The sequence below is a fragment of the Geodermatophilus sp. URMC 60 genome, from assembly GCF_053502585.1.
This window is the reverse complement of sequence record NZ_CP199958.1, coordinates 4,978,693-4,994,344: the sequence shown is the minus strand read 5'-3', so window position 1 is coordinate 4,994,344 and position 15,652 is coordinate 4,978,693. Positions and strand designations below refer to the sequence as shown.

General features: G+C 73.6%; 16 protein-coding genes and 1 pseudogene. 12 read left to right on the top strand and 5 right to left on the bottom strand.

What is annotated here, in order from left to right; translation table 11 throughout:
* The first annotated feature begins 54 nt into the window (after window positions 1-54).
* The 12 genes and pseudogenes from ACWIX3_RS23545 (at window position 55) to ACWIX3_RS23490 (ending at window position 10,217) form a co-directional block, all read left to right on the top strand.
* Entirely contained in the window at window positions 55-1,398 is a 1,344-nt protein-coding gene (locus tag ACWIX3_RS23545; protein WP_448609762.1) for a bifunctional 3,4-dihydroxy-2-butanone-4-phosphate synthase/GTP cyclohydrolase II, read from the top strand.
* 19 nt (window positions 1,399-1,417) lie between these two features.
* Complete coding sequence (locus ACWIX3_RS23540; RefSeq protein ID WP_448609761.1) at window positions 1,418-2,350, top strand: fumarylacetoacetate hydrolase family protein; 933 nt, start codon at window positions 1,418-1,420, stop codon at window positions 2,348-2,350.
* Window positions 2,351-2,365: 15 nt separating this feature from the next.
* Window positions 2,366-2,515 (top strand): hypothetical protein, encoded by a 150-nt coding sequence (locus ACWIX3_RS23535; protein ID WP_448609760.1) that lies wholly within the window; start codon window positions 2,366-2,368, stop codon window positions 2,513-2,515.
* 9 nt (window positions 2,516-2,524) lie between these two features.
* Window positions 2,525-2,845, top strand: a complete 321-nt coding sequence (locus ACWIX3_RS23530) for a redoxin domain-containing protein (protein WP_448612500.1) — start codon at window positions 2,525-2,527, stop codon at window positions 2,843-2,845.
* A 36-nt stretch (window positions 2,846-2,881) separates the two neighbouring features.
* Window positions 2,882-3,367, top strand: a pseudogene (locus tag ACWIX3_RS23525) (NAD(P)-binding domain-containing protein); the annotation flags it as partial.
* A complete protein-coding gene (locus tag ACWIX3_RS23520) occupies window positions 3,344-3,790 on the top strand; it encodes an NAD(P)-dependent oxidoreductase (protein WP_448612499.1) in 447 nt (148 codons plus the stop codon). The pseudogene ACWIX3_RS23525 and the gene ACWIX3_RS23520, both read left to right, overlap by 24 nt.
* Window positions 3,787-4,266: a GlcG/HbpS family heme-binding protein gene (locus tag ACWIX3_RS23515; protein WP_448609759.1), complete on the top strand. Its 480-nt coding sequence runs from the start codon at window positions 3,787-3,789 to the stop codon at window positions 4,264-4,266. Before ACWIX3_RS23520 ends, ACWIX3_RS23515 begins: the two co-directional genes overlap by 4 nt.
* Complete coding sequence (locus ACWIX3_RS23510) at window positions 4,263-5,129, top strand: FAD binding domain-containing protein (protein ID WP_448609758.1); 867 nt, start codon at window positions 4,263-4,265, stop codon at window positions 5,127-5,129. Before ACWIX3_RS23515 ends, ACWIX3_RS23510 begins: the two co-directional genes overlap by 4 nt.
* Window positions 5,126-5,641 carry a (2Fe-2S)-binding protein gene (locus ACWIX3_RS23505; protein ID WP_448609757.1) on the top strand — a complete coding sequence of 172 codons (516 nt, stop codon included), beginning with the start codon at window positions 5,126-5,128 and terminating at the stop codon, window positions 5,639-5,641. The genes ACWIX3_RS23510 and ACWIX3_RS23505 overlap by 4 nt, the downstream gene beginning before the upstream one ends.
* Window positions 5,638-7,980, top strand: a complete 2,343-nt coding sequence (locus ACWIX3_RS23500; protein WP_448609756.1) for a xanthine dehydrogenase family protein molybdopterin-binding subunit — start codon at window positions 5,638-5,640, stop codon at window positions 7,978-7,980. Before ACWIX3_RS23505 ends, ACWIX3_RS23500 begins: the two co-directional genes overlap by 4 nt.
* Before the next feature lie 259 nt (window positions 7,981-8,239).
* Window positions 8,240-9,022: an acetoacetate decarboxylase family protein gene (locus tag ACWIX3_RS23495; RefSeq protein ID WP_448609755.1), complete on the top strand. Its 783-nt coding sequence runs from the start codon at window positions 8,240-8,242 to the stop codon at window positions 9,020-9,022.
* A 307-nt stretch (window positions 9,023-9,329) separates the two neighbouring features.
* The gene (locus tag ACWIX3_RS23490) at window positions 9,330-10,217 is read left to right on the top strand and encodes an alpha/beta fold hydrolase (RefSeq protein ID WP_448609754.1); all 888 of its coding nucleotides are present in this window, start codon (window positions 9,330-9,332) and stop codon (window positions 10,215-10,217) included.
* 209 nt (window positions 10,218-10,426) lie between these two features.
* Here ACWIX3_RS23490 and ACWIX3_RS23485 read toward each other — a convergent pair whose 3' ends face one another.
* The 5 genes from ACWIX3_RS23485 to ACWIX3_RS23465 form a co-directional block, all read right to left on the bottom strand.
* Window positions 10,427-11,596: a LacI family DNA-binding transcriptional regulator gene (locus ACWIX3_RS23485; protein ID WP_448609753.1), complete on the bottom strand. Its 1,170-nt coding sequence runs from the start codon at window positions 11,594-11,596 to the stop codon at window positions 10,427-10,429.
* A gap of 166 nt (window positions 11,597-11,762) precedes the next feature.
* Window positions 11,763-12,527: an ABC transporter ATP-binding protein gene (locus ACWIX3_RS23480; protein WP_448609752.1), complete on the bottom strand. Its 765-nt coding sequence runs from the start codon at window positions 12,525-12,527 to the stop codon at window positions 11,763-11,765.
* Window positions 12,528-12,611: 84 nt separating this feature from the next.
* Window positions 12,612-13,430 (bottom strand): ABC transporter permease, encoded by an 819-nt coding sequence (locus ACWIX3_RS23475; RefSeq protein ID WP_448609751.1) that lies wholly within the window; start codon window positions 13,428-13,430, stop codon window positions 12,612-12,614.
* On the bottom strand, window positions 13,427-14,281 hold the full coding sequence (locus ACWIX3_RS23470; RefSeq protein ID WP_448609750.1) for an ABC transporter permease: 855 nt from the start codon (window positions 14,279-14,281) through the stop codon (window positions 13,427-13,429). Before ACWIX3_RS23470 ends, ACWIX3_RS23475 begins: the two co-directional genes overlap by 4 nt.
* 28 nt (window positions 14,282-14,309) lie before the next feature.
* Window positions 14,310-15,386, bottom strand: coding sequence for an ABC transporter substrate-binding protein (locus ACWIX3_RS23465; protein WP_448609749.1), 1,077 nt, complete (start codon window positions 15,384-15,386; stop codon window positions 14,310-14,312).
* Between the last annotated feature and the right edge of the window lie 266 nt (window positions 15,387-15,652).

Genomic DNA, 15,652 nt, shown 5'->3' with positions numbered 1-15,652 from the left:
GGCCCACCGCCGCCTGCCGTCCGTCGCCGTCCCGATGTGCGGAGGTGGGGTGCCGTGACCGGTGCCGAGGGGCCCGTGGACCCCGACGTCCCGCGGTTCGACCCGGTCGACCTGGCGATCCAGGAGATCGCGGACGGCGGCATGGTGGTCGTCGTCGACGACGAGGACCGCGAGAACGAGGGCGACCTGGTCATGGCCGCCGCGCACGTCCGCACGCCGGACACGGCGTTCATGGTCCGGTACGGCTCCGGCGTGGTCTGCGTCGCGCTCTCCGGCCAGCGCTGCGACGCCCTGGACCTCCCGCTGATGGTCGGCGAGGGCAACACCGAGCAGCAGGGCACGGCGTTCACGGTGACCGTCGACCTGGCGGCCGGCACGACGACGGGCATCTCCGCGGCCGACCGGTCGGCGACCATCCGGGCGCTGGCCGACCCGGCCGTCGGCGGCGGCGCCTTCAACCGGCCCGGCCACGTGTTCCCGTTGCGCGCCCGCGACGGCGGGGTCCTCGAGCGGCCCGGGCACACCGAGGCCGCCGTCGACCTGGCGCGACTGGCCGGGCTGGCTCCGGCCGGGGTGATCTGCGAGATCGTCAACGACGACGGCTCGATGGCCCGCCGTCCCGACCTGGTCCGCTTCGCCGCCGAGCACGGGCTGCCGATCATCACGATCGCCGACCTCGTCGAGCACCGCCGGCGGGCGGCGGTCCTGGTGGAGCGGACCGGCGACGCGCGGGTGCCGACGCCGTGGGGCGAGTTCCGCTGCACCAGCTACCGGTCGGTCCTCGACGGGACCGAGCACGTGGCCTTCACCCTGGGGGACGTCGCCGCCGACGACGAGCTCCTCGTGCGGGTCCACAGCGAGTGCCTGACCGGTGACGTCTTCCGGTCCCTGCGCTGTGACTGCGGGCCGCAACTGGAGACGGCGATGGCCCGTGTGGCCGCCGCCGGCCGCGGCGCGGTCGTCTACCTGCGCGGTCACGAGGGCCGGGGTATCGGGCTGGGGCACAAGCTGCGGGCCTACGCGCTGCAGGACGCCGGGCGGGACACCGTGGACGCCAACCTCGACCTCGGCGTGCCCGTGGACAGCCGGGAGTACGGCATCGGTGCGCAGATCCTCGTCGACCTGGGCGCACGCCGGCTGCGGCTGCTCACCAACAACCCGGCCAAGTACGGCGGCCTGACGGGCCACGGGCTGGAGATCGTGGGGCGGGAGCCGCTCGAGACCGTGCCCAACCCGGAGAACCTCGTCTACCTGCGCACGAAGAAGCGGCGGCTGGGTCACCTCCTCGACCACCTCGACGAGGCCCCCACCGCCGGCGGCCCGCCACCGCACCTGCACCCCGCCGACCCGGGAGCGGCCGGCGAGCTGCTCGCCGGCTCACGGACCGCTCGCCGCTGACCCCGACGGAAGGACCTCGATGCGCTGGACCACCTACGTCTCGCCCTCCGACGGTCGAGAGCACCCGGCCGTCCTCGTCGACGGCCGGCTGCACGGACTGCGCACCGCCACCCGGCTGCTCGACCTGCTCGGCGACGACGGGGAGACGCTGGCCCGCGCGGCCGAGCAGGCCCGGGCCGACCCGCTGGACGTCGTCCCCGAGGCCGACGCGCGGCTGCGGGCGCCCATCCCGGTGCCGCCGTCGGTGCGGGACTTCTACGCGTTCGAGACCCACGTCCGGACCTACCGGGAGGCCAACGGCTCCCAGATGGACCCCGACTGGTACGAGCGGCCGGTCTTCTACTTCCAGAACCCCGCGGCGATCCGGTCGGCACGGGACGACGTCCCGATGCCGCCGGGCTGCACGGACCTCGACTTCGAGCTGGAGTTCGCCGCGGTCGTCGGCCGGACCGGGGCGAACCTGACCCCCGACGAGGCGGAGCGGCACATCGCCGGGTACCTGCTCCTCTGCGACTGGAGCGCCCGGGACCTGCAGGCCCAGGAGGTCCGGCACGGCATGGGTCCGGTCAAGGGCAAGGACACCGCGACCAGCCTGGGGCCGTGGCTGGTCACGCCCGACGAGCTGGAGCCCCGGCGGAGGGGCCGCGCGTTCGACCTGGAGATGCGGGCCTCGGTGAACGGGCAGCCCTACAGCAAGGGCAACGCCGCCGACCTGTACTGGAGCTTCGGCCAGATGATCTCCTACGCCTCCCGCGGCACCGAGGTGCGGACCGGCGACGTGATCGGCAGCGGGACGGTGGGGACCGGCTGCATCCTGGAGCTGTCCACCGTGCACGGTCGCGACCAGTACCCGTGGCTGCGTCCGGGCGACCGGGTCCACCTGGAGACCGAGCTGCTCGGCGCCATCACGGCCCGGGTGACCGAGCCGCAGCCGCTGCACCCGCTGACGTGAGGTGAGGAGGTCCCGGTGTCCGCACCGTCCACCGTCGGGGTGGGGGACCGCGCCCCCGACTTCCGGCTGCGCCACACCTTCGAGGCCGACGTCGGCCTGGCGGAGACGCTGGAGCGGGGGCCGGCCGTCCTCGTCTTCTACGTCTTCGACTTCGGCGGCCGCTAGACGTCCGAGCTGTCCCAGTTGGGACGACGGGTCCCGGAGATCCGGGCACTGGGCGCCGAGGTGCTGGCGGTCGCCGTCACCGCCACCTTCTCCCAGCAGGCCTTCGCCGCGTCCCTCGGCGTGGACTTCCCCCTGCTGTCGGACTGGGACCGCACGGTCTGCGCCGCCTACGGGGTGCGCTACGACGTCTGGAAGGGCCACGCCGGTCTGGCCAAGCGGTCGGTCTTCGTCATCCACCGCGGCGGCACGGTCCGGTACCGGTGGGTCACCGACGACGCGCTCGTGCTGCCCGACCTCGAGGCGGTCGTCGCCGCCCTGCGGGAGACGTGACCTCGTGCCCGGGAAGAGCGGGCCGGGGAAGAGCGGGCCGGGGAAGAGGAGGTGGGACAGGTGACCGTCGGGGTGGTCGGTCTCGGGATCATGGGCTCGGCGATGGTGGCGCACCTGCTCGCGCGGGGCCACGCCGTCGTCGGCCACGACGTCGACCCCGGGCGGGTGCAGGACCTGGTCGAGGCGGGCGGCACGGCCGCCGCCTCGGCGACGGAGGTCGCCCGCGCCGCCGACCTGGTCGTCACCTCGCTGCCGACCGCGGACGCGGCCCTGGAGGTCTGCGCCGCCCTCGCCGCCGCGGGCCGGCCGGAGCTGGTGGTCGCGGAGACCTCGACGCTGCCGCACGAGGTCAAGGAGGCCTGCCGGCTGGCGCTGGCCGAGGGTGGTGGGGTGCTGCTGGACTGTCCGCTCAGCGGCACCGGGGCCCAGGCCCGCGAGCGGGACGTCGTCGTCCTCGGCAGCGGCGACGAGGCGGCGTTCGAGCGGATCCGGCCGGTCCTGGAGGCCTTCGCCCGCTCGGTCCGCCACCTGGGACCGTTCGGCAGCGGTTCCACGATGAAGCTGGTGGCCAACCTGCTCGTCGCCGTGCACAACGCGGCCACCGCGGAGGCCTTCGCGCTCGGTGAGGCGGCCGGCCTGGACCCGCAGCAGATCTACGACACCATCCGGGACGGTGCCGGCAACTCGGTGATCTTCGAGAAGCGCGGGCGGCTCGTCGTCGACCGGGCCTGGCACCCGGCCACCGCGAAGGTGTCGATGTTCGTCAAGGACACCGGCGCCATCGCCGACCTGGCCGACCGGCTCGGCCTGGACCTCCCGGTGCTCACCGCCGTCCGCCCGCTCTACGACCGCGCCGTCGAGCGCGGGCTCGCCTCCGCCGACGCGGCGGCGCTGTTCGAGGTGCTGGCCGGGACCCGTCGGCGACCCGGGGAGGAACGCGGATGATCACGCTGGACCAGGCCGAGGAGGTCGCCGCGGCGACGCTGGCGCACGGGCGGTCGGTCGGTGCCGCGCCGTTGACCGTGGCCGTGCTCGACGCCGGAGGGCACCTCGTCGTCCTCAAGCGCGAGGACGGCTCGGGCATCCTTCGCCCCCAGATCGCCTGCGCGAAGGCGTGGAGCGCGCTGGGGATGGGGTTCAGCTCCCGGGAGCTGGGGCGCCGCGCCGAGCGGCAGCCGGTGTTCTTCACCGCGCTGGCCTCGGTCGCCGAGGGCCGGTTCGCGCCCGCCGCGGGCGGCGTCCTCGTCCGGGCCGCCGACGGGCAGGTCCTCGGCGGCGTGGGCGTCAGCGGCGACGTCTCCGACGTCGACGAGGTCTGCGCCCTGGCCGGCGTGGCCGCGGCGGGCCTGCTGTCCGACCCCGTGCCGCCGGGGGACGGCCTCCCCGACCCCACCCCGACGGCGGGGAGCCGCGGCCGGTGAAGGCCGCGCCGTTCGACTACGTGCGCGCGGGCACCGTGGACGACGCCCTGGCGGCGCTCGGCTCGGTGGAGGACGCTCGCATCCTGGCCGGCGGGCAGAGCCTGGTGCCGGTCATGGCCCTGCGCCTGGCCACCCCCGAGCTGCTGGTCGACATCTCCCGGTGCCCGGAGCTGCGGACGTACCGGCGCGACGACGGCGTCCTCACCGTGGGTGCCGCGGTCACCGCCCGGATCCTGGAGCTCGACCCCGTGGTGGGGGACGCGCACCCGCTCCTGGTCCGTGCGCTCGGCCTGGTCGCGCACCCGGAGATCCGGGCCCGGGGCACGCTGTGCGGCTCGCTGGCGCACGCCGACCCGGCGGCCGAGCTCCCGGCGCTCCTCCTGGCCACGGACGGCGAGGTCGAGGTGGCCGGCCCGGGCGGCCGGCGCCTGGTGGCGGCCGCGGACTTCTCCACCGGCCCGTTCGGCACCGCCCTCGACGACGGCGAGATGGTGGTGTCCGCCCGGCTGCCCCTGCCGGCTCCGGCGTCGCGCTGGACCGTGGACGAGATCTCCCGGCGCCCCGGGGACTTCGCCCTCGCCGGCGTGGTGTGCGGCATCGAGCTCGACGACGCGGCCCGGTGCTCGCGCGCCCGGGTGGTCCTGTTCGGGGTGGCCGGGACGCCGGTCCGGGCGACCGGTGCGGAGGAGGCGCTCGTGGGAGAGCGGATGACCGGACCGGTCCTGGACGCCGCGGCGGCGGCCGCCTTCGACGGCGTCGAGGTGATCGGCGACGACGTGCACGCGTCGGCGGCCTACCGGCGCGACGCCGGGCGGCCGCTCGTCCGGCGGGCGCTGGCCGCGGTGGCGGGGGAGCGCCCGTGAGCCGGGACCCCGTTCGAGTGACGCTGCGGGTCAACGGCCGGCGCGAGGCCGGCTCGGCCGAACCGCGGACGACCCTGGCCGACTTCCTCCGCGGCGAGCTCGGGCTGACCGGGACCCACGTCGGCTGCGAGCAGGGGGTGTGCGGGGCCTGCACGGTGGTCCTCGACGGTGCCGCCGTCCGCAGCTGCCTGGTCTTCGCCGTGCAGGCCGACGGGTGCGCGGTGGAGACGGTGGAGGGCCTCGGGGGCGACGGGGTGCCCGGGAGGCAGGGGGTGCACCCACTGCAGTCGGCGTTCCGCGAGGCCTCGGCCCTGCAGTGCGGGTTCTGCACCCCCGGGTTCCTGATGACGGCCGTGGTCGCGCTCCGGGAGCGGGCCGACTGGGACCGCGCGGCGCTGAGGGAACGGCTCGGGGGCAACCTGTGCCGCTGCACCGGCTACCAGACGATCCTCGACGCCGTCCTCGCGGCCGCGCCGGAGCTCCGGGCGCAGGACGGCGAGGCACGCGGATGACCGCGGCCCGGTACGTGGGACGGCGGGTGCGCCGCAGCGAGGACCCCGCGCTGCTGGCCGGGCGGGGCCGGTTCGTCGACGACGTCACCGAGCCCCGGCAGGCCGAGGTGGCGTTCGTCCGGTCGCCGATCGCCTCCGGGCGGATCCTGGGCATCGACACGTCCGCCGCCGAGGCGCTGCCCGGGGTGCTCGCGGTGTTCACGGCCGCCGACCTGGCTCCGTACTGTCCCGGCTGGCGCGGCCTGCTCACCTGGCCCGGGATGGTCGCCGGCGAACAGACCGCACTGGCCACCGGCGTCGTCCGGCACGTGGGGGAGCCGGTGGTGCTGGTGGTGGCCGGCAGCCGCGCGGAGGCCGAGGACGCGGCCGAGCTGGTCGTCGTCGACTACGAGGACCTGCCCGCCGTGCTCGACCCGGTCGCCGCCCTGGAACCGGGCAGCCCGCTGGTGCACGAGGACCTGCAGACCAACCTCTGCTTCGCCTCGCCGTTCGGCAGCGCGGACGTCGACGACGCGTTCGCCCGCGCCGACGCGGTCGTCGAGGTGGCCGTGCAGACCGGCCGGCACACCGCGGTGGCCCTCGAGACCCGCGGCGTGCTGGCGTCCTACGACCGCGACGAGCACACCCTGACGGTGCGCGTGTCGACGCAGGCGCCGCAGATGCTGCAGACCCTCTACGCCCGGCTGCTGGGCCTCCCGGAGAACGCCGTCCGCGTGGTGACCGAGCACGTCGGCGGCGCGTTCGGGATGAAGGCGTTCGTCTACCCCGACGAGATGGCGGTGGTGACCGCTGCGCTGCTGGTCGGCCGCCCGCTGAAGTGGACCCAGGACCGCTACGAGTCGCTGCAGTCCGACACGCAGGCCCGGGACGAGCGGGTCACGGCGGCACTGGCCGTGGCCGCCGACGGGCGGATCCTCGGGTTGCGCTCCGAGGTCGTCTCGGACGCCGGTGCCTACTCGATGTACCCGCGCGGCTGCGTCACCGAGGGGGTGCAGGTCGCGACGATCATGCCGGGGCCCTACCGGGTGCCGGCCTACGCCTCCTCGCTGCGCGTCGTGTTCACGAACAAGACCCCGCTCGCGGTGTACCGGGCCGTGGGTCACCCGCCGGCCATCCTGGTGATGGAGCAGCTGATGGACGAAGCAGCCCGGGAGCTGGGGCTGACGGCCGACGAGATCCGCCGGCGCAACCTGCTGGCACCTGCGGACCTGCCGTACACCTCGCCCACCGGCAACGTCTACGACTCCGGCTCGCACCTGGAGTCCCTGGAGCGGGCCGTCGCCCTGCTGGGGGACGACGTCGAGGAGCGGCGGCGCGACGCCGAGCGTCGCGGCTGCCTGCTCGGTGTGGGGTTCTCCTCGTTCGTGGAGCTGTCGGCTCCCGGGGCGATGTTCTACGGCGCGAAGGGGGCGCCGATCACCGCGCACGACCAGGTCGAGGTCACCGTCCAGCCCGACGGCTCGGTCACCGTCCTCCTGGGCACGCCGGGTCAGGGGCAGGGGCTGCACACCACCGCCGCGCAGGTGGTCGCCGACGCCCTGGGGGTCCGGCTGGACGACGTCCGGGTGGTCTCGGGCGACACCCGGGTGGTGCCGCACGGCAGCGGCGTGTGGGCCAGCCGGTCGGCGGTCGTCTCGGTCGGCGCGGCGCACGCGGCGGCGGCCGAGGTGCGCCGGCGGCTGCTCGTGCTCGCCGCGCACCTGTTCGAGGCCGATCCCGACGACGTGGAGCTCACCGACGGGGTCGTCGGCGTCCGCGGGGTGCCCTCCAGCCGGACCGACGTCGCGGAGATCGCCGCGGTCGCGTACTGGGGCACCCACCGGCTGCCGGCCGACGTCGAGGTCGGCCTCGGCGCGGTCGGCTCCTACTCCGGCCCGCCCTACACCTTCAACAACGGCACGCACGTGGCCGTCGTCGAGGTGGAGCGGGCGACCGGCCTGGTCCGCGTCGTCGACTACGCCGTCGTCGAGGACTGCGGCGTGCTGGTCAACCCCGACATCGTCGACGGCCAGATCCGCGGCGGCGTCGCGCAGGGGCTGGGCGGCGCGCTCCTGGAGCGCATCGTCCTCGACCCGATCGGCCAGCCGCAGACCTCCACGTTGCTGGACTACCTCGTCCCGACGGCGTTCGACGTGCCCGACATCCGCATCGAGCACATCGAGACCCCCGCGCCCACGACGACCCTGGGCACGAAGGGCGTGGGCGAGGCCGGCACCGCGGGGGCTCCCGCGGCCATCCACTGCGCGGTCAACGACGCCCTCGCCCGGGTGGGGGCACAGGTCTCCCGTCAGCCGATCCGCCCGGAGGACGTGCTGGCCGCACTGACGGCAGCGCACTGAACCGCCGCCCGGCGCTGCCCCCGGCTCGCCCCTGGGGGACGGCGTCGTCCCGGGACGACACCCCACCGGGTACGGCGGACGAGAGTGGTGCGTGGGTCGGTCCCGCCGGGCCACCCGCGACGTGGCCCCTGCGCCTCGGAGCGGTCGGGCCGTCCGCGACGACGGCCTGCCCGGTGGTCCACCGGGCGGCGTCGGAGGTCGGCGACAGGCGTGGTCCCGGCTGCCCCACGGGCGGTGCCGGCGGGGCTAGGGTCCGCCCATGCCCGACAGCGACGGCTCGTCGAACCCCACCGTCTACCGGGGCATGCCCGCCACGCTCTGGGCGCCGCCGCCGCCCCAGCTGATCCGGGGCGCGCGGATGCTCATCCTGGGGTACCAGGCCGACCCCGAGGCGCTGGCGGACGTCCTGCCCCCGGGCCTGCGGCCCCATCCGAACAACCTCGTGCAGATGAACATGTACGAGGTGACCGCCGACCAGACGAGCGGCTTCGGCGGGTTCTCGCTCACCTACCTGACGGTCGAGGTGGAGGGCCGCGACAGCTACGCGGCCGAGGGCACGGTCCCGATCCCAGGACGGTTCTTCGCCTACTACTGGAACAGCTCCCCGCGCGTGCTGGCCTATGCCCGAGAAGCCGCAGGCATCCCGGCCATGCACGGCATCCGGCGGCGCGAGCTCACCGGCGACAGCTTGACCTCGACCCTCCAGGTCGAGGGGCGTGACGTCATCACCGCACGGATGTCGGTCACCGAGAACCAGGTCGTCACCCTGGGCGGGCACCTCAACTACTACGCCCACCGGCAGATCCCTCGACCCGAGGGTGGTCGGGCGGCGATCAGCGAGCTGATCGAGCTCCCCCTGCCGTTCGTGATGGACGCCTACGAGGCGTCCGTGGAGGACATCTCGTTCGACTTCCCGGAAGGGCATCCGGCGGGGCGGCTCGCGCCGTGCACACCGCTGTCCGTCCCCTCGGTCCTCTGGGCCGACGTCACGTTCACCTACTCGATGGGCCGCGTCGTCAGGGACTACCTGCAGGACGGCTGACCGCGAGGGTGTCCGCGCTGCGCCGCGTGCCGGGCACCGGATCCCGGTGAGCCCGACTCCGGCACTGCTGGCGGCTCCGGCCGCGCAGGGACGGTGCAGAGCGCACCGCCCATGCCCCGGCGATCCGGGGTGAGGCGCTCGGGGTGTCCGGTCGTGTGCCGCGGACGTCGTGCTCCTTCCTCGCAATCGAAGCCGACGGGGTGGCGCCCCGGGTGGTTGACCCGCGTCGGGCGCGAGCCCACGATGACCAGGCTCGATCCGGTTCGGCCGACCTGCCGTGCACCGGTCCCCGACGACAGGGGAGATCATGGACGACGCCGGGACGATCGCGGTTCCCCACCTCGGCACCTCGACCATCGGCTACAGGTTCGGTGCGGCCTACGATGCCTCGCTCCCGACGCTGGTCATGGTCAACTCGTTCAGCACCTCCGCCGAGCTGTACCGACCCCAGTTCGCGGACGAGCAGCTCACCGCCACCGCCAACCTGCTCGCTCTGGAGCCGTACGGCCACGGCCGGACCCGCGCCTCGTACGAGCAGTTCACCTACTGGGACTCGGCCGTCGCCAACCTGCAGGTCCTCGAGTCGCTCGGCATCCCCGAGGCGTTCGTCCTGGGCACCTCCCAGGGCGGCTGGGTGGCGGCCCGCATGGCCATGCTCGCCCCCCGCGTCGTGAAGGGCGTCGTCGCACTCGGCACCTCGATGGACTCCGAGAGCCAGCGCAGCCGCGACCTGGGCTGCTGGGACGGGATCGGCTTCTGCACGCCCGCCATCGACGCACTCGCCGGGAGCGTCGGGGACGACTGGGTGATCCCCACCGAGCTCGTCGACGCGGTCCTCGACGAGGGCTTCGGCGAGGACGTGCCGCCCGAGGAGCGCAGGTTCTGGTACGCGACGCACCAGGCGAACTACGCCGGGGATGCGGGGCGTGCGCGTCTCCGGATCAGCACCATCAACCTGCGTGACCGCGACGGCCTGCACGCTCGGCTGGACAGCGTGCGGTGCCCGGTCCTGTGGATGCAGGGCACGGCAGATCCGGTCTACTCCGTCGCCAACGCCGAGGACGAGATCGGGCTCTTCCCCAACAGCCCCGGCGCCGAGCTCCGCGTCGTCGAAGGCGGCCGGCACTTCCTGAGTGCCACGCACCCCGACGAGGTCGGCAACGCGACCATCGAGTTCATCGACCGCTGGACGTAGCGGCGCCCGGGTGCGAGGTGCACCCATCCGCCACCCCACGTCGGCCGTACTCACACCTCGCTGCCCGATGCGCACCGGGCGCGGAGCGAGCGCTGCTGCCGGTCCCCAACCCACGGCACGGTGGCCGGCGGCTGGAGCACGACCGCCGGCTGATCCCGAGCACGACCCGCCACGTGCCCCGGGAGGCCCGACGACGAGTGGTCGCCGGATCACCCACCACCCTCGCGGGCGCGGGCCGGGGGCCGCTCCACGGTGCCGCGCCGGACCAGGCTGGTGGCGAAGATCTGCTCGCGACCGGCGCCGATGTCGTCGGGGTGCTCGATGCGCTCGGCCAGCATCCGGGCCGCCGCGCGGGCCATGTCGCCGATCGGCTGCCGCAGGGTGCTCAGCTGGAAGACCTCCCACGCGGCCATGGGGATGTCGTCGAAGCCGAGGATCGAGACGTCCTGGGGCACCCGCACGCCGAGGGAGAGCGCCGCGTCCAGGGCGCCGAAGGCCACCACGTCGTTGGCGCAGACGATCGCCGTCGGCGGGTCGGGCAGCCGCAGCAGGTCGCGGGTGTGCTGGTAGCCGCTCTGGTGGGAGAACGTGCCCTCACGCACGAGAGCCGGGTTCAGGTGCAGCCCCGCGTCGGCGAGCGCCTCGGCCAGGCCGGCCCGGCGGTCCCGGCTCGTCGAGGTGTTCGCCGGCCCGCAGATCGTCGCGATCCGGCGGTGGCCCAGCTCGATCAGGTGCCGGCCGCCGATGATCGCGCCGCCGTGGTTGTCGCTGACCACCCGGTCGACGTCGAGGCCGTCGATGTACCGGTTGAGCAGCACCATCGGCAGCCCCCGGCGCTGCAGCTCCACGGCGAACCGGGACCCGAGGGTGGCGGTGGTGACGAGGACGCCGTCGATCGAGCGGTCCAGCAACCGCTGCAACGTCTCCTGGCCGGTGGGGATGTCGGTCCGCTCGGTGAGGAGGACGACGCGGTAGCCCATCAGCTGGAGCTCGTCGTAGACCGGGGTGAGCAGCGCCGGGAAGAAGGGGTTGGTCAGGTCGGAGACGATCACCGCGACGGTGCGGGTGGACCGGGAGACCAGGCCGGCGGCGAGCGAGTTCGGCACGTACCCCAGCCGCCGGGCCGCCTGGTCCACCCGGCGGCGCGTCTCCTCCCGGACCCGCGGGTCCCCGCGCAGCGCCCGGGAGACGGTGGACTGCGAGACCCCCGCCGCCCGGGCGACCGTCCAGCTCGTCGGGGGTTGGTCGGGCGTTCCACGCCCCCGGGGCCCGGCACCGGGCTGCGGGGAGGACGGCCGCGCCACCGGCCCGGCCGCCACGGTGTCCTCGGCCGCCACGGTGTCCTCGGGCGGCTGCAGCGCCGAGGGCTCCGCGGTCACCGACCGACTCCGTCGGGACGGCGTGTGCGCGGGACGGAGCCGGTGCGGGCGCTGGCCATGGTCTTCCCCCTCGAGTGGTGCACGGTGGCTCGCGACGCGGGGAGCCGGCCGGGCCCCGCCGGAGCAGGATCGGCCGGCTCCGGGCCGGGACCGGATGGACGCCGCCTCAGACGGCCGAGGCGACCTGCGGGGTCATCGCCTTCATCTTCTCCAGCCGCGCGAGCACCTCGGCCTGGAGGGTGGCCACGGCCGGGTCGGACTGCCGGCGCGGGCGCGGCAGGTCGATGGTGATGTCCTCGTAGATCCGCCCGCCGGGCTGCAGCACGATGATCCGGTCGGACAGCTCCACCGCCTCGACCACGTCGTGGGTCACGAAGACCACGGTCTTCTTCGACTGGGCCCAGATGTCCTGCAGCTGGGCGCGCAGGCCCCGGGCGGTGATCGCGTCGAGGTGGCTGAACGGCTCGTCCATGATCAGCAGGTCCGGCTCCACCGCGAAGGCCCGCGCGATGCCCACGCGCTGCTGCATGCCGCCGGAGAGCTGACCCGGGTAGAAGTCGCCGTGCTTGCCCAGGCCCACCATCTCCAGGTACTTGGCGACCCGCTGCCGGGTCACCTCGTCGTCCTTGTCCTGCACGTACATCATGTTCCGCCGCACCGAGCGCCACGGGAGCAGGCGCGGGTCCTGGAACACGTACCCGAGGCGTGCCGGCCGACCCTCGTCGCTGGTGACGGCGATGTCCCCGGACGTGTGGGTCTCGACGCCGGAGATGATGTTGAGCAGCGTGCTCTTGCCGCAGCCGGACGGGCCGACGATCGAGACGAAGGTCTGACCGCGGACGTCGAAGGAGATGTGGTCGAGGACGCGGTTGCTGCGCGCGGTGCCCGCGCCGAAGGTCTTGCAGAGGTCGTTCACCGTCAGGACGGCCATGTCACTTGCCTCTCGGGATGTGGGGTCTGCGGTGGGGAGGGGACGGCGCCGCGTCGGGACGGCGCCGCCCCCGTGGGCCCGTCGTCAGTGGGCGGCGTCCCGCCAGCGGAAGGCGCGCCTCGACAGCCGCTCGAGGATGAGCTGGTCGAGGATGATGATCACGCCGACGAAGAGGACCACCCAGGCGGCGAAGCCGGCGAACTGGTTGGCGTCGTACCAGTACCGGGCGCGGTAACCGGCGCCGCCCGAGCCGCCGAACCACTCGGCCAGGAGCACACCGTTCCAGCCCATGATCACCGCGAACCGGAGCCCGGCCACGATGTAGCCGGTGACGGCCGGGAGGACGAGGTCCCGGACCCGCCGGCCGAGCGGCACACCGTAGGAGGACGACATGTCCCGCAGGTCGCGGGAGACCCCCTGCACGCCTTGGGCCACGTTGACGATCACGAAGGGCACCGCGGTCAGGAACGTGGTGACGATCGGGCTCATGTGACCGAACCCGAACCACATGACGGTCAGGAAGGCCCACATGATGGCCGGGATGGAGAGGGCCACCAGGACGGGGCTCTCGAGGAACGAGCGGGCCATGGGGGACAGACCCACGAGGACGCCGACCACGATGCCGACGACCACGGACAGGGCCACGCCGATCCCGAACCGGTAGAAGGTGTCGGCGAAGTTGCCGAACACCTCGCCCCGGCGGAACTCCTCGGCCAGCGACGCGACGACCGACGGTGGCCCGGGGATCCGCTCGAACAGCCCGGCCAGCGCGACCCACAGGAGGAACGCGGTCAGGTAGAAGGTGGCGCGGGCCGCCCGGTCGCTGGTCAGCCGCCGCTGCCACGCCGGCTGGGACCGGGAGATCTCCTCCGCCGACTTGCGACGGGTCAGCGTCTCTGTCACTTGCCGGCCCTCTCTTCCGGGCGCCAGGCGAGCACCCGCTGCTCCAGCTTGCGGAGCAGCAGTCGCTCGATCAGCAGCATGAACACGATGAACAGGGCCATCCAGGCGATGACGCCGGTGATGTCGAACAGCTGGTACTCGGTGCGGATCTGGAAGCCGACGCCGTTCGTCCCCCCGAAGACCTCGGTGAGTGCCTCGACCTTCCACGCGACCGCGAAGGACATGCGGACCGCCGCGAAGAGGTAGGGGACGATCGTCGGGAGGAAGACCTCCCGACGGATCAACTGGGGGCTGCGGCCGAACGCCTGGCTCATCCTCACCAGGTTCTGGTCGACCCCCCGGATGCCCTCCGCCACGTTGAGCGCGACGTAGGGCGTCGACACCAGGGCCACGGCGAGCACCGGGCCCAGGTTCGAGAGGCCGAAGATGATCAGCGACAGGACGGCGTAGGTGAGCGCCGGGATGGTGCCCGCGACGGTCACGCCGTCCAGGAAGAAGGCGCGCCAGTAGTTGTAGCGCCCCATCAGGTAGCCGACCGGGGCCCCGATCAGGACGGCGACCCCGAAACCGGCGAACGTCTTCAGCACGCTGGCGAGGAAGTCCGAGACCAGCGCGCCGCTGGCCACGATCTCCCACATCTCCACGCTCACCTCGAGCGGGTTCGGCAGGGTGCCGAAGGGCAGGTAGTACGCCGCCACCTGCCAGATCCCCAGCATCGCGGCCCAGCCGGCCACGAGGAGGGCGAGGTGCCTGCGCTTGTTGCGCGCAGCCGCGCGGCGAGCCTGCTCCTCGCCCTCCAGCCAGGTGACCGCGGGCGTCGTCGGGGGCTCCGTGATCACGGTGTTGGACATGCTTCTCCCTCGTCGGGTCCCGACGCGGTCAGGGCTGCTGGAGGTCGGTGGTGAAGTTCGGGTTCTCGACGTCCTCCTCGATGAAGCCGGTCTCCCGCATCAGGTCGAAGACCTCCGTCTCGCCGTCAGCCCAGGTCTGGTCGATGTAGGCGGTGTCGACGAACCAGTCGAACTTGTTCTCCAGCCAGTCCTGCAGGAAGGCCATCTCCTCCGGGGTGCGGACGGCGAAGTCCTCCGGGTAGGCCGCGATGATCTCGTCGCGGTGCTGCTGCCACTCCTGGATCCCGCGGTCCCAGAGCTCGATCAGGAACGCCGCCTCCTCCGGGTTCTTCTCCACCCAGGCCTCGCGGGCGACGAAGACGTTGGTCTGCGGGTGGGTGAGGACGCTGGGGTCGCTGCTGTAGTTCTCGGCCCAGAACTGGGCGGCCGCCTTGCCGTCGTACAGCGGCTTGATCTGGTTGGTCGACAGCTCGGGGATCGCGAAGTCGGGCAGGCAGAGGCAGGCGTCGGCGTCACCGCGCGCCACCAGGCTGGACAGGTTCTGGATGTCGGTGACGACCAGCTCGAAGTCACCGCCGCCGGCCCGCAGGTCGAGGTCGCACTGCTGCTTGGCGTACATGCCCCAGATCAGCGTGATGCTGACGTTGGTGAACGTCGCGATCCGCTGGCCCTTCAGGTCGCAGATGGACTGGGCGGGGTTGTCGGCGCCGACCGCCACGATGCTGCGGTCGGTGTTGTACTTGCCGAAGACGGTGGCCGGCTCGCCGGTCGCCTCCTCCAGGTCCGGGACCTCGTAGCTGGCCGCCGAGATGACGTCGGCGTGGCCTCCGGCGTAGACGCCGAACTCGTCCCACGACGAGGAGGTCAGGATCTGGATGCCCGAGGCCTCCTCCATCTCCTGCTTGATGCCCTGGTCCTCGAGCCACTTCCAGACCGGGTCCGGCGCCATCACCATGTTCACGGCGCCGTTGGCGTCCTGGGCCTCGCCGGCGGCCTGACCCGACCCGCCGCCGGAGGCGCAGGCCGTGGCGGTGACCGCCAGTGCCGCCACGCCGGCCACCAGCCGGAGCCTGCCGCCCCAGGTACCGCCTGCTGTGTGCCCCATGGGTTCCTGCCTTCTCTCGGGGACGCCCCTGCGTCCGCATGGGTGACGCGTTGTGGTGCCTGCCGGCTGGGCTGCGCCGGCCGGTCGAACTCAGCGCCCGGGCACCGCGTCCGGACGGGGGAGCGAACCGGAGCTGTGACCGAGACCACGTATACGGGCCGGAACTGTGCACGGACCGGCATGCATACGTCAAGCAGTCCTGCCTCGCGGTCCCCCTGAGGCGTTCCTGCGGTCTCCGCCGCAGTACCGGCCGTGCCGGCGTGCGC

Excerpts from the sequence above, each read along its gene's own strand:
- ACWIX3_RS23515 (WP_448609759.1), top strand. The coding sequence starts at position 3,787 with ATGATCACGCTGGACCAGGCCGAGGAGGTCGCCGCGGCGACGCTGGCG.
- ACWIX3_RS23490 (WP_448609754.1), top strand. The coding sequence starts at position 9,330 with ATGGACGACGCCGGGACGATCGCGGTTCCCCACCTCGGCACCTCGACC.
- ACWIX3_RS23500 (WP_448609756.1), top strand. The coding sequence starts at position 5,638 with ATGACCGCGGCCCGGTACGTGGGACGGCGGGTGCGCCGCAGCGAGGAC.
- ACWIX3_RS23480 (WP_448609752.1), bottom strand. The coding sequence starts at position 12,527 with ATGGCCGTCCTGACGGTGAACGACCTCTGCAAGACCTTCGGCGCGGGC.
- ACWIX3_RS23495 (WP_448609755.1), top strand. The coding sequence starts at position 8,240 with ATGCCCGACAGCGACGGCTCGTCGAACCCCACCGTCTACCGGGGCATG.
- ACWIX3_RS23465 (WP_448609749.1), bottom strand. The coding sequence starts at position 15,386 with ATGGGGCACACAGCAGGCGGTACCTGGGGCGGCAGGCTCCGGCTGGTG.
- ACWIX3_RS23540 (WP_448609761.1), top strand. The coding sequence starts at position 1,418 with ATGCGCTGGACCACCTACGTCTCGCCCTCCGACGGTCGAGAGCACCCG.
- ACWIX3_RS23470 (WP_448609750.1), bottom strand. The coding sequence starts at position 14,281 with ATGTCCAACACCGTGATCACGGAGCCCCCGACGACGCCCGCGGTCACC.